This window comes from Rheinheimera sp. UJ63 (assembly GCF_021568285.1).
Taxonomy (GTDB): Bacteria; Pseudomonadota; Gammaproteobacteria; order Enterobacterales; family Alteromonadaceae; genus Alishewanella; species Alishewanella maricola.
On sequence record NZ_JAKGTQ010000001.1, the window covers coordinates 314,034 to 328,232 of the forward strand.

General features: G+C 42.2%; 8 protein-coding genes. All 8 read right to left on the minus strand.

Annotated elements, in window-relative coordinates:
* Positions 1 to 35: 35 nt before the first annotated feature.
* The 8 genes from recR to L1N97_RS01465 all read right to left on the minus strand — a co-directional run bounded on the left by recR (position 36) and on the right by L1N97_RS01465 (position 13,930).
* A complete protein-coding gene (gene recR, locus L1N97_RS01430) occupies positions 36 to 638 on the minus strand; it encodes a recombination mediator RecR (RefSeq protein WP_236128617.1) in 603 nt (200 codons plus the stop codon).
* A 2-nt stretch (positions 639 to 640) separates the two neighbouring features.
* Entirely contained in the window at positions 641 to 967 is a 327-nt protein-coding gene (locus L1N97_RS01435) for a YbaB/EbfC family nucleoid-associated protein (RefSeq protein ID WP_226749759.1), read from the minus strand.
* Between the two features lie 73 nt (positions 968 to 1,040).
* A complete protein-coding gene (gene dnaX, locus L1N97_RS01440; protein WP_236128618.1) occupies positions 1,041 to 3,203 on the minus strand; it encodes a DNA polymerase III subunit gamma/tau in 2,163 nt (720 codons plus the stop codon).
* Between the two features lie 42 nt (positions 3,204 to 3,245).
* Positions 3,246 to 3,794 carry an adenine phosphoribosyltransferase gene (apt, locus tag L1N97_RS01445; RefSeq protein WP_226749757.1) on the minus strand — a complete coding sequence of 183 codons (549 nt, stop codon included), beginning with the start codon at positions 3,792 to 3,794 and terminating at the stop codon, positions 3,246 to 3,248.
* Positions 3,795 to 4,136: 342 nt separating this feature from the next.
* Positions 4,137 to 7,037, minus strand: a complete 2,901-nt coding sequence (locus tag L1N97_RS01450) for a TonB-dependent receptor domain-containing protein (RefSeq protein ID WP_236128619.1) — start codon at positions 7,035 to 7,037, stop codon at positions 4,137 to 4,139.
* Between the two features lie 667 nt (positions 7,038 to 7,704).
* The gene (locus tag L1N97_RS16980; protein ID WP_236128620.1) at positions 7,705 to 10,242 is read right to left on the minus strand and encodes a B12-binding domain-containing radical SAM protein; all 2,538 of its coding nucleotides are present in this window, start codon (positions 10,240 to 10,242) and stop codon (positions 7,705 to 7,707) included.
* A 47-nt stretch (positions 10,243 to 10,289) separates the two neighbouring features.
* Positions 10,290 to 11,243, minus strand: coding sequence for a class I SAM-dependent methyltransferase (locus tag L1N97_RS01460; RefSeq protein ID WP_236128621.1), 954 nt, complete (start codon positions 11,241 to 11,243; stop codon positions 10,290 to 10,292).
* A 71-nt stretch (positions 11,244 to 11,314) separates the two neighbouring features.
* Positions 11,315 to 13,930 carry a TonB-dependent receptor gene (locus L1N97_RS01465; RefSeq protein ID WP_236128622.1) on the minus strand — a complete coding sequence of 872 codons (2,616 nt, stop codon included), beginning with the start codon at positions 13,928 to 13,930 and terminating at the stop codon, positions 11,315 to 11,317.
* Positions 13,931 to 14,199 lie beyond the last annotated feature (269 nt).

Genomic DNA, 14,199 nt, shown 5'->3' on the forward strand with positions numbered 1-14,199 from the left:
CCACACTAACGGTTAAGTAGACTCTTTACGCTGGATTAAAAGCTTTTACGGCCACTAAAGGCGTGCGCCAAAGTGGTACCGTCGATATATTCTAACTCACCGCCAAAAGGCAGTCCTTGCGCTAAACGCGTGACCTTACAACCGTATTTCTGGCACAGCTCAGCAATATAAAAAGCTGTCGCCTCACCTTCAACCGTGGGATTGGTTGCCAAGATTAACTCAGTGAGTTTACCTTGAGCTAATTGTGCTGCTAACGCATCTAGGCCTAACTCTGCTGGGCCAACGCCATCTAAGGGCGACAGGTAGCCCATTAATACAAAATAACGCCCTTGAAACTGCCCAGTGTGTTCTATTGCCAGTTGATCCGCAGCAGACCCTACCACACACAGCACATCGGCTTGTTGACGTTTCGCATCACTGCAGATGGCGCACAGGCTATGCTCAGAAAAGGTACGGCATTGCTGACATTGCCCTATCCCTTCCATCGCGGCCACTAAAGCCGTGCCCAGCCGAGCGCCACCGCTACGATTACGCTCGAGTAACTGAAAAGCCATGCGCTGGGCCGACTTTGGCCCAACACCAGGTAAAACGCGCAAGGCTTCAATCAGCTGCTGTAACAGGGGCGTTAACTTCGCCATAGTTAGAACGGCATCTTCATACCTGGCGGTAATTGCATGCCACCAGTTACTTTCGCCATCTGCTCTTTATTGTTTTCTTCAACCCGGCGCACGGCATCATTTAATGCTGCAGCCACCAAATCTTCTAGCATTTCTTTATCATCACTCATCAGGCTGTCATCGATAGTCACTCGACGCACATTGTGATTACCCGTCATGGTCACTTTAACCAAGCCCGCGCCTGATTCACCCGTGACTTCCATTGTGGCGATTTCAGCTTGTACTTTCGCCATTTTTTCTTGCATGGCTTGCGCCTGCTTCATGATATTGCCCATGCCACCTTTAAACATACTCTATCTCTCTATTTTGTGGATGTGGAAATTGTTGGCGACAAGATAAATACTCGCTCAACAAATTACAAGGTTAATTCACCTGCAAGGTGTCAAGTTGCAGCTCTGCACTAAATATCTGTTGAATGGCTTGCAGCTTGGGATCTTGTTGCAACAAGCGGCTGACATAGTCTTTGCGTTCATGTTCTATACGCTGCTGAATGGCTAATGGACTGGCATTAATCTCTGCCAAGTATTGAATGTCTAACTGAAAATTGGCAGGAAATACCGGGCTAATTGCCGCATACAGCTTTTCACGAAAATCGCCCTTGTCTAAATGTTGCTGCGTTTGGGCTACCTGCAATTGCACTTGTAGGCCATTTTGCTGCATAGCACTGTGTAATAAATATAAACGTAATAACCCCCCTATCGATAGCTGTTCGATCAAGCGCGACCAGGCATCGACCTGAGCAGCATAACGAATAGAAAAACGCTGCTCGTCAAGCTCATCGGTATCATTACTGGGTAAAACATCAAATTGCTGCTGCTGCCACCAAGCTTCCGTTAACGCTTGTTGCTCAGCGAAACTAACGGTGTCATCTGCAGTGGCGCTATCTTCATCGTCATGTTGGTGTGAACGGGGATATAACTCTGCAGCAGGCTCGGGTAATACCGCAGTTGCTTCTGGGGGTTTTGTTGTAGCAGCCATGGCGGATGGCGGCGTATTTAAACGTCGAGGTAATTCAGGCTGAGGCGGCGCCATCGGGCGCTCAGGCTTTTTTCCTGCGACTGTCTCCACCACTGGCGGTGCTGCCGTCACTTGCACCCCACGCCGAGCCATAATACGCGCGGTTCCCTCATCTATCGCCGATGCTACTGGGGTGGCGCTATGCCTATCAGGCGAGGTAATCGGGTTGTTGCTCAAAGCAATGTTAGGTATTGCAGCACTGGCGTTTAACGTTTCTGTCGGCGCCGAGGCTATTGCCGCCGCCTCAGTGGGTTGGTGTGGTTCAGCTGCCGCAGAGGTTACCTGACTTGGCGCGCTAACGGGCGCCATAGCGTGTGGAGCAATTGGCGCAATTGGCGCAGCCATAACGGCTGGGCGTGCCTGAGGTGTCGAGGCGGCTGGTGTTGATAGCGCTTGCGTTGGCGCCGGACTTTGCGGCTCTGTGCGACTCGCTGGTACAAAGGCCATGGCGCGTAATAACGCCATTTCTAACCCGACCACCGGCTCTGGAGCAAAAGGGAGCTCCTTTTTGCCACTAATTAACAATTGATAATACAACTGTACCGCCTCAGGCGCTAAATGCGCAGCCCAGTAACGGATCATTTCGGCTTGTTCAGATAAGTCTGCCGCAGCAGGCTGTAGTTGTGTTAGCGCGGTCAGATGCAACAGCGACAACATATCATCTAACACCTGCTGATAATCGGACTGTTGACTTAACAGTTCTTGTAACGCCTGCTGCAGCTGCGCCATATCGGCGGCTAATAGCGCGCTCAGTAAACTTACAGCAAAACGGGTATCTAATAAACCCAACATCTGACGCACGGTTTCGACGGTAAGGTTGCTATTACTTAGCGCAATGGCTTGGTCGGTTAAACTTAACGAATCGCGTAAACTGCCTTTGGCCGCTTTGGCTAAGGCGGTGAGCGCAGCCGTTTCAAACGGGATCTGCTCGGCAGCGAGCACTTCTGCTAAATGCTGCTCAATTTGCACCGGCGTCAGGGCTTTTAAACTAAACTGTAAACAACGCGAGAGGACCGTGATGGGTAACTTTTGCGGATCAGTCGTTGCGAGCAAAAATTTGACGTGCGGCGGAGGTTCTTCCAGGGTTTTCAATAAAGCATTAAAACTATGCCGCGACAGCATATGCACTTCATCAATCAGGTACACTTTAAAACGACCACGACTGGGTGCATATTGCACGTTATCCAGTAGATCGCGGGTGTCTTCAACCTTAGTTCGAGAAGCCGCATCGATTTCGAGCAAATCAACAAAGTTACCGGCATCAATTTCTTGGCAAGCACTACACTGACCACAAGGCGTTGCGGTAATGCCCGTTTCACAATTTAAGCTTTTGGCAAAAATACGGGCGATGGTCGTTTTACCGACACCACGGGTGCCGGTAAATAAATAAGCATGATGTAAGCGACTGCTGGTTAGGGCATTAGCCAACGCAGTTTTTACATGCTGTTGCCCCACCAACTCACTAAAATGACGTGGCCGCCATTTTCTTGCTAAAACCTGATAACTCATGCCCGCTTTCCTGCACCTAAGATCACAGTGCCTAGCCTAAACTTATTCGCCTTGATACTCAACCAAACTGCAAAGTTTCAAGCCCAAGGCTTCAAGTCTTGCCACACCACCTAATTCAGGTAAAGCGATAACAAAGGCCGCATCTTCAACCTGACCGCCTAAACGACGCACTAATTGCACGGTAGCATCGATAGTACCGCCAGTGGCAAGTAAATCATCAACCAATAACACTTTATCACCTGCAGCGATGGCGTCAGCATGTAATTCCAGTGCATCTTGGCCGTATTCTAAGGTGTAAGCCTGCGATATGCGTTCGCGAGGTAATTTACCTGGTTTACGCACAGGCACAAACGAAATACCCAACGCATAGGCCAAAGGCGCCCCAAAAATAAAACCGCGAGACTCCGTACCAATAATCTTAGTAATACCTTGCTGCTGATAATGCGCCGCAAAAGCATCAATCACTTTTTTAAAACTGGGGCCATCTTGCATTAAGCTGGTGACATCCCGAAAAGTAATGCCAGGTTTCGGGTAGTTTTCTACCGTTTTGATCACGCGCTTTAATTCAGCTGCTAATGCTTGATAATCCATTGCTTTACCCTTGTATTAAACCGATAAAAAAGCCGCCCGAGTGGCGGCTATCTGGCAAATGCAAAACTGCATTAACCCAATAACTGTACCCAGCGTAAAATTGGCACTAAACACAGCAAACTTACAAAAACAATTACAAATATCAGTATCTGTTTTGCATTCAAAGAGTCTTTAAAGTTTTCGTCAGCCATTTATTTCTACCGCGCAAAAGTTGATTCAAATCAAAACTGGCGCTTATGGTAATGAATTTATGCCTATTTGAAAAGCATTAGGCTTGAATAATCACAAAAGAAAAGCCCCGCAAAGCGGGGCTTTTGTCAGTTTTAAAACACTCAAGTTGAATTAAAAGGTGTATGTCATGTTAAAGAAAGCACGACGACCTAAATAATCAAGTTGCGAAGCAAATAGTGGTACGTTACCTACTACACTTAATGCTGTAGGACTTACCACTGGAGGTTGTTTATCAAACATGTTGGCTAAACCCACGGTCACATCTAAGTTATCGCCATAACTGTAACTGACTGAAGCAGCATGCAGAATATAGGTTGGCGTTTCAGCAACAAAAGTTACTGGAACACCACGTAAAGTAGTGTTGTTACCATTTTGATACAAGTGGTAATTAGAGGTTTTGCTGTAATAACTGATATTCCAATTAAACTGCCAATCATCACGAGTAACCGTGGTAGCTAAAGTACCCACGTGCTTCGGATTACCTACGCGAGTGATGTAGTATAAGCGATCACTATCAGAAAATTGTTGGAAAGAACGTTCAATTTGATTAGTGTGATTCCACACAACTCGTAAATCACCATAAGAGAAGGTATCTTGGTAAGTCGCTTTAAAGTCAACACCACGTACTTTCTGTTCTGCAGTATTTAAGTAACCACCACGCACTTCTGCTACACCCCAGTCACCATCTACACCAGTACGACGGTCAATTTGCCGACAGAATGGCTCATTGGCGAAGTTTTCAGAGGTATAACATTGCGATAATACGGCAGCACCCGCTACGCTTGAGACTTGATCGCTAATGGTCACGTCATAGTAATCAACAGACGCAGCAAATTTACTTTCTGGGCTGGTATAAATTAAGCCCATACCTTTGGAAACAGAGGTTTCAGCTTCTAATACTCCTGCACCACCACCGGTAACCGTGGTCATTGAACCACCCACACCTGCAATGTAGCTTTCTGGAATACCAGCAGCCTTACAGTTTTGACGAACAAGTGGGTTAGTGGATTCCACATAGTTCACACAAGGATCAACTGTTTGTCCCAAGAAGCCAGTTTGACCTTCTAAATACAATTCAAACAACGCGGGTGCACGGAAAGAGGTACCGCGTGAAGCACGAACCCGGAAACCGTGACCTAAACTCCAGTTAGCACTAACTTTGTAGGTGGTATCACTACCGTAGGTATTCACATCAGTCCAACGGCCAGAAGCCGTTAAATCGAATGATTCAATTAACGGTAAGTCACGTAATAATGGGATTTGTGTTTCTGCATATACCGCTTTGGTATTTGCACTACCTGCGGTAATACCCGCGCTGCTTAAACCCCATGAGTTACCACGGCGTGTTTCCACACCGGGGGTATCAACAATCATATCAGTTTGAATAGAGGCACCAATTGCAGCGCCGACCATACCTGCTGGTAATTCAAACAAATCACCGGTCATGTAACCATCAACGGTATCTTGTTTATATATGGTTTTACCGATATCACGGCCAAATAAGAAGCCACGCACTTCGTCGCTGAACTGACCATTGATATGCTCTGGGGTAAACCAGTTTACTTGCACACAATCTAGACCGGTTAACGGTGTTTTCTCACCGGCACATGGGCCACCTAATAAGGCATTTTGCGCCATCAACATCGAGTCACGGATAATAATATCTTGCTCATAATCGCCGCTATTGTGCGTACGCTGCCAAGAAATATCCCACGTCCAATCATTGAAAGAACCTTCAAAGCCTAACACCGCACGGCTATAGTTGATGGTGGTTTCGCTTGAGAAATGATCCGTTAAGGCCACCGGTAACACGCGAGTCGTTCCCGACCAGCCCGGTGCTAAGTTAATTGGCACGAAGCCGATATCGGCGGTCCAGAATTGTCTGGCGCTACTGATATCCGTTTGACGACTGCTGTGCAGTAATTCACCATAAACTGATACGCTATCGGTTAAATCGTAATCACCTTGGAGGAATAACGAACTTACCGTGGATTCAGGGATCATCGTTTGCTTTAAACGAAATGGATGTAAACCATCTAACCAACCATCTGTTTCAGGTGTATGACCTGCCCAATACCAGCCTGCAGGGTTTTGCGTCACAGTAGTGTTGGTAGAACTAACAGTCGGGAAACCGAAGTTAGTGTAATCGTATTGGAAACGACCACCGCCTAAGTTAAATAAACCTGGACCTGAATCGGTACAGTGGTATTGACCAGTACGGGGATCGATTGGATCTTGACGCTCACCAGTGCTGGCATTAAATAAGTAACGCTCTTGGCAGTCAAAGAATTCGCGATCACCACGCTGTAAGCCGGTATTCACGTTGTGGTCGGCAACCACACGCCAAGAACCACGATCAAAAGTCGTACCGTAAGTCCCGTTTATACGGTAGGTCTCACCACCCGATTCAAACGGCTTGCTGCCACTGACATTAATGCTCGCATCATCGCCTTTTTTGGTGATGATGTTGATTACACCAGCAACCGCATCAGAACCGTATAATGATGACGCGCCATCTTTTAAGATTTCAACACGTTCAATAGCAGAAACCGGTAACGCATTCATATCAAACGCAGACACTGTACCGCGTGTACCGGCAGGGCCCGCACGACGGCCGTTTAATAATACCAAAGTACGGTTAGCACCTAAACCACGCATCGAGATAGATTCTGCACCGGCACCACCGTTAGTCACAAAACCCACAGAGTAGGCAGAGATCAGCTGATCCGAACCCGCTGCTACAGTAGAGGTACGCAGTAATTCGCCTAAGGTACTTAAACCTTGGTCTTTGGCAATATCAGCACTGATAATTTCTAACGGGGTAGCGTTATCAATACCGTCGGTACGAATACGTGAACCGACTACTTGAATACGTTCAGTTTTACCGTCTTTTTTGACTTCTTCTTCTTCAGTTTCTTGCGCTATAACATTGCCGGCAAAGGCCATTGTTGTTGCAGCACCGAAAACCATAGCAAGGCGCACGGCTTTGCTTAACTTGTTATTGGTGAACATGTTTAACTCCCTGGATGACTCTGTAGAGCATCTCTCTTTATTTATAGTTTGTTAACACAAGGCTTACAGGTAAAAGCTTGATTTGTCACTCAACAAGATTTGAGTAACATTGACTTACTATGAAGGAAAAAAATGATGGGTCAAGAGAAAATGAGACTAATAACATCAAAAAAGCCAAAGTTTTTTGAACTTTTTTACTAGAGTAATTTATCACGATTGCAGTAAGGCAATTATCGCAAAAAAATGTTATTTCACGGCAAGTTGAATAAAGTCTATTGCCATAAATCGATTTGTAATGTCTATAACGAAACGGTCTTATTTAACAGCACTTTTAAACAGCGTAAAATCACAAGTTGCTAGTATTAAATTACAATTGAATCTTGTGAAAAACTTTTTACCCATATTTAAGTAATAGCCATTGATAGTTATTACTTTTTATTAGTTTAACTCGCACAGTTTCAACTTTGATAACGATTGCACGGAATATAACTCTTTATTTAACTTTTCAATAGCTCTTGATAATAACGCAACATTGATACTTAAAAGTAATCAAACAAACTTAATGATTATTTAGACAGCTATTTACAGACTTTACTAACAACACAGATCAATTGTTTACTCAATAAAGCACCCTATATCATGGTGGATTCTCTATTAAGCAGGTAGATCAGTTTAATACAACATTACTCTTGGTAAAATCAGAGATAGACTTAGGTCTTGCTACAGCTGATTGCAGCTCCCAGAAGAATTGATGTGTATCATATTGCATATAATTCATATCTACACTCACCATAGAATTAGGATCTGACACTTGAAACTCAGCAGAAGAGTATTGTTTAAGGCTTTTCTTACTTGACTTGAACTCTTTAAAGTATTTTACAAAGTCGTGCTGCAACATGGCTCTTACTGGGTAAGTTAAACAATCATCTGGCATGGATAAAATACTTACCTGTAATACAGTAGATAAAGCACTATCATTGGCTATACCGTATTTGTTTGTTATAAATGCAGCAATCTGCTGGTAAAATAAAGTCCAACCTCCCGGCATCGTTTTATCATGTTCGAAAAAACGTACAGCCCAAGTTATGTTTGAGTAGAGTTTTGGGTCTTTAATAACTTGATCGCGAAGATCAGTTAAAAAAGTCATTGCTGGCACGCGATATTCCCATTGAAGAAAACGCATCACGTACCTTAGTAAAGAGTAGCCATCTGCCATAACATAAATTCGGTAAATAGCTTTCATTTCTACAAGATCTTGTTCAGTAAAACTAAAACTGGAAATTACAAAATCATTTTCATCAACGTTGATGTTATATTTCTTTATATACTCTGGATCAGCCATAGGGCTATTAGGCAATAACTGAGTTGGATACGCCTTTACAGACACATCTAAATCTATATAACGTTGTAAATCATGTAAAAACGCTGTGGTGGTAATTCCAGGTAAACCAATCATTAAGTCTGTAGATAAAGGTAAATTCAAATCAGAAAATATTTGAGTTAATTCATCATAACGTTCTGTTTTGATGTTTCGCCGATTAATAACCCCTAGAGTATTTTCATCTGTTGTTTGAATAGAAATAATACCTTGACTGATAATATTACCATTTGTAAATATTTTTATAATCTCCACCAATTTCAATGTTGAATTTTTGGTGTAATTCACTACAACTTCATTTGGATAACCGTATTTTTCTTTAGCCGTAACGATATATTTAGCAATTTCGATATCTCGTTCGTACATACCAAAATTAGCATCAGCAATCCATAAAACATTAATTTTATTTTTTGAAATCCAATCAATTTCTTTCATTACACGTTCTAATGCAAATTTACGTACTTTTTGATTTGTAGCAGAACCCCAATCACAAAATGTACAACCGTATGGACAACCTCGATTTGTTTCAATAATGGCAGATTCCACTCTACCGCCATAACTATCAAAATAGCCTGATAAATAGGGTGATGGTACAAGATCAACCTCTTTCATTCTTTCTCGTTTAGCAGTATGTACAACCTTTTTCGATAAAATACTTTTGAAACTAATGCCCGTCACATTTGAAAGCTGATAATCATTATATGTAAAAACCGACTTATTGATCTTGGTGATAGTCTCAAAAATTTCTGAAATAGCGACCTCTCCCTCACCATGAACAGCGATATCAACTGAGCTATTTTTCACAAAGAAATCTTGACATGCATGTGGGTAGTCAGGTGTGCTTGGACCGCCGTGGATCGTGATGTTTATACTATTGTGCTGTTTAATAGTGTTGCTTATTTGCATGTTTAAGTCGATAGACCACATATAATTTGAAAATAACCAAACTCCAGCACCAAAACGTTGATATGGACCTGTAAGTAAGGCTTGTGGCTCTAAAAAAGTAATGGGTATAAGCACAAAACGTTGTAAATGCTTACCATCTTGGTAATGTTGAATTGCACTAAACAGCACACCTAATGCTAGAGGAAAGTGATTTTCCATGTGAGGCACAAAATACACTGGTATACGGCCATCTGGCTCGATATCTTGCCAACCAGCGATTTGTTGATTGGATGTATTAGCAATATTAAATACTGGAATACTCGTCTGTTGAAATTCTTTTAATTCCTTTTTTCTGATGAGTAATCTGGCCTCATAAAGCTCTAGCACATTTTCTAAAAAATGAGACTCGTTTTCAAAATACTTAAGCTTCTCGAGCTTAACATCCTCAAAAGTTTTTCCATCCGCAAACGCAGAGAGTAAAATAATATGTAAAACCGATAACTTAAGCATAGCTTGTTTAAAAGAACACCAGCTCAAAAATCCCTCTTCAGTAATAACCACCGCAAAATGCATACTTATGGCTAACGTCTTTGGGATATTAAGATCTATTTGATTTGCTGTTTTGTTCAAAGATATTAAAACATCATGGGTTGTAGTGATCTTTGATTTACTTGGCGGCTCAGAATGGAATAAATTTGCTTGTGCTAATTGCTCTAAACGTTGTAATACCGATTCAGTTTTAATATGAGGGGAAAGGCTTTTTACCAAAGGATGAGAAATGAAACCCTGACATATGGACATTTTGTCAGCGTATTGAAGGCATAATGACAGCAATACAATATCAAGATCATGAACCACAGTCGGACGAACAGAACCAGACAAATCACTCACCATCAAGTAGTTGTTTCGTTGTAGGATCATTAAATTTGAATTTAAATACACAGAAACTCCCTAATAATATTACTTATTAGTCGACGAAGAATGACATGTTAAACATGGATTTTCATTAAATCGCAAACCCAACATAATTTGCCTTCAGGTAATTCAAAAGTAGATATCGACGTTTTGAACCCTTGTTTGTTGCAAAATGCTTCAAGCATTTTTACATTGTTATTATCCCAAGCAACAGTGAGCTGCTCAGTGATTCTTTCTCTGAAATAGTGTAGTGACAGCGACTTATTATGTACTATCTCAACCGTTAATTCGCGCCAATTCGCCAGAAACGGAACAAGTTCTTTTGCTACTTGATTAAACCAGTCACGCTCAACATCATTAAGATTGTTTTGTGTATCTTTAAAAGATTGAAGTAACAAAGCACTTTTTTGTCTGAGTTGTGTTAATTGCGACTCTGATAAAACTGGCGTTTTTTGCAGTATCTGACAATAGTTGGCAAAGTCAGTGGCCTTCGCCATTAAGCCCTTATCTTTTAGGAATAATTGAAGTACTTTTAATCCAATACGGCAATCTTGAGAAATAAATGAATCCGTATGATGCACCATAGCGACAAATTTACCGTTTGATTTTAATACTCGGTGTATTTGTTTAATTGTAGGAAATAAGTCGGTGTATTCAAAACCGAATTGACTAATCACTAAATCAAATGTTTCATTGTTAAAAATTAAATTTTCAGCTGGCATATTGCCATAAAAATTTATTTTTTGAAGAAGGTAGAAAATATCATCTTTTGAATTAAATAAACTCAACGGTTGAATGTCTGCCTTATCAACAGCAGAAATCTGAAAGGTTTCATTCAACTGCAGTGCCAGAACAGCTAACCCTCCATTACCTGTTGCGATATCTAGCAACGAGGAATGACTTCCAACAGTCTCAAAAATCTTTCGCCAAAAATCCGCTATATCACCGCTGTAGCCTAAGCCTTGGTTGCCTTCAGCAAAGCTGTTTAAAGTTTTTGTGTTTTGCCAGTAAGTAGTCCAATGCTGCAAGTGACACTCCTTTAGCTAATTTAAATAGAAAAAAGGCGGGGTTGCCCCCGCCTTTTTAAACTATTGTTGTCTTAGAAAGACTGAGACAAACGAACGTACACAATACGGCCATACCCATCATATAAATCGAAGTTGTAATCACGTGAAAAACCTGGATCAGTTCCCAAGGTAGGGAATTTCTCAAACACGTTGTTTACACCTACAGAAATTTTAGTCTGAGTAGGAAGCGAGTAGCTTGCTTGTATATCGTGAGTTACCCAAGAACCCCAGTGTCCTGACTGAACACCATTAGTTACGTCAGAGTACTGAGAACCGATATAGTTTAGGTTATAACCGATGTCAAAATTGCCAAAGGCATATACGTTGTTAAACACAGCGCGTTGACGCGGCTCACCCGGATCTTCAACAGTATTACGTCCGCCATCAATTTTGGTGCTTAAACGGTGGCTTAACTGTAAAGTCTGATTTAAACGACCATAATCACCGAAATCAAAATTAGTGTTTACGTTAAAATCAAGACCAGAAATAGCAAAATTACCGTCATTACCATAACCTTGAGTAGCTAATTCAATACCACCTTGGCTATTACGAGCTACACCCAGACCGGCAGGAATAGGAGCGCCAGAGCTTTCACGGGTTAATAAAGTAGCAATACCGAAGAAACGAATTAGGTTTTCAATTTCAATGTCATAGTAGTCTACAGAGAAATTCAACCAATCAGTTGGTTGATAAGCCATACCTAGTGAAAGTTGTTTTGAAGACTCAGAACCAAGCTCAGAGTTGGCTAGAGTAATAGCACTGACTTGAATATTACAGTTTGTAGCTAGACCTAAAGTCACACATGTTGCTGCATCTTGTACTGATGGATTACCCGGAGATGGTTGCTGTGTCAGGATATCAAGAGTTGGTGCACGGAAACCTTCACCGTATGATGCACGTAATACAAGACCATCCATTACATCATACTTAAATGATACTTTTGGAGAGAAGTCATTACCGTAATCTGAGTATTTATCAAAACGTCCTGCTACTGACATTTCTAAATCATCTGTGATGGGAACTAAGATTTCAGCAAATGCACTTTTCAGGTCTCTTGAGCCACCAGCACTGTTACCCGCTGAACCACCCACTACACCAGCTTCTGACAATGAGTCATAAATGTCAGCATAAGTTTCTTTACGATACTCAGCACCAACAACTGCTTGAACCATTCCCGATTGGAGTTCAGCAACATCGAAAGACGCTGAAGCAAATGCTTCTTCTTGATCAAAGATACCGATACGCGCAGTAGTGACTTTTAAGCTGTTTAATAAAGCATTGTAAGAGCTTTTACCCGCGTCCGTTGTGAAACGAGCACCAAATGGATCACCAACTAAGTAACTACCGTCGTTAATAGCATTAATCGCAGCAGAACCTAACAAGTAGTTGCGACCGATCTCGTACGTTTTGTTTTTATTTTTACGTGCACCGAAATCAATGAATACATCACCGACTTGTCCCTCAGCACCGATTAAAAAGTCTGTTGACCAGTTATCAACCTGTGAATCACGGTTACCCAGTGCAGCAAAACGATGACGGAATTCGATAGTGCGATTTACTGAGTGATCTGGATTTGACGCGTCGTGATAAGGACTCAATGGATTAGTTGGGTTGTTGATACTGTCAGCAGCCATAAATGGTGTGCTGTCGTTTAAAGAAGGAGCATAACGACCAAACGACTTAGTTTTAGAAATCATTGTATGAGAAAAGATTTTCCAATCATCATTGATTTCATATTCTGCTTTTAAGAAACCCGAGCTGTTGCCAGTTGAGGCTTCATTTGCATTTGTGGCGTTAAAGTTATACGCACAGATAGGTCCAGTACGATAAAAGTTTTCTAGGCCATTACATTGATCGTCACTTACAATAGAACGAAAAACTGGGTTGCGATTCGGGGTTCCAGCGACGTCACGGAAGTTAACACCGAAAGAAGAAGCGCCTGGTGAAACCCACGGAAAATCACGCTGGAAAATAATGTCGCGATTGTTCCAAGATACACCACCAACCATGCTTGCTTTTCCAGAACTCGTTCCGAAAACAGCAGAACCTTCTTCACGGTCCCCACCCTCAGCAGGAATACTTACAGATGATTGACCAAGACGAACTTCAACACCATTAAAGTCTTTACGGGTAATAATGTTAATTACCCCAGCAATAGCATCAGAACCATATACTGCTGATGCACCGTCAGATAAAATTTCAATACGCTCAACCGCAGCCATTGGGATTGAGTTTAAATCTTGAGAGTTACCGGTTGAAGGTGACTTTGGTAAACGACGACCGTCAATTAGGATTAGTGAACGTTCAGCGCCTAAACCTCTTAAGTTGACTTGTGAAACGCCCTGAGCAGAACTACCAGACTGAGGACGGAAAGAACCTGAAGTGTTGAAAGAAGTATTACGGATTAAATCCGATACTGACGTCTGACCAGAAAAGTCGATTGCTGCACGATCAATGACCGTTACAGGCACAGAACCTTCTAAATCGGTTCGCTTGATACGTGAACCTGTTACTTCAATCCGCTCAACTTTTGCGGTTTCTTCATCAGCAGCAGCTTCTTGAGCAACTGCAGTGCCAACGAACGCTGAAGCAGCGCCGAAAGCAATAGCTAAGCGCACAGACTTAGTCAATTTATTATTTGTATACATTAAGATCTCCCTGGACCACGTTTTGTGATTCTGTTTTATTTGTTACCTACTGGGGATGGTTGTTGGGTAATGAGTAGAATTTATTACCGCTTCCCGAGTAACGCGCCTTGATAATAGACTTAAATTTTCTTTGGGGTCAACCGATTTTATTGAACATTTTCTGTGATCGGGTGTCTGAGCGCTCTGCCTGAGAACCTAAGACCACCAGTAAAAAACACTAATACCATACACAAAAATAACACACACATCAAAAAACACTGATAATTAAC

Excerpts from the sequence above, each read along its gene's own strand:
- recR (WP_236128617.1), bottom strand. The coding sequence starts at position 638 with ATGGCGAAGTTAACGCCCCTGTTACAGCAGCTGATTGAAGCCTTGCGC.
- L1N97_RS01435 (WP_226749759.1), bottom strand. The coding sequence starts at position 967 with ATGTTTAAAGGTGGCATGGGCAATATCATGAAGCAGGCGCAAGCCATG.
- dnaX (WP_236128618.1), bottom strand. The coding sequence starts at position 3,203 with ATGAGTTATCAGGTTTTAGCAAGAAAATGGCGGCCACGTCATTTTAGT.
- apt (WP_226749757.1), bottom strand. The coding sequence starts at position 3,794 with ATGGATTATCAAGCATTAGCAGCTGAATTAAAGCGCGTGATCAAAACG.
- L1N97_RS01450 (WP_236128619.1), bottom strand. The coding sequence starts at position 7,037 with ATGTTCACCAATAACAAGTTAAGCAAAGCCGTGCGCCTTGCTATGGTT.
- L1N97_RS01465 (WP_236128622.1), bottom strand. The coding sequence starts at position 13,930 with ATGTATACAAATAATAAATTGACTAAGTCTGTGCGCTTAGCTATTGCT.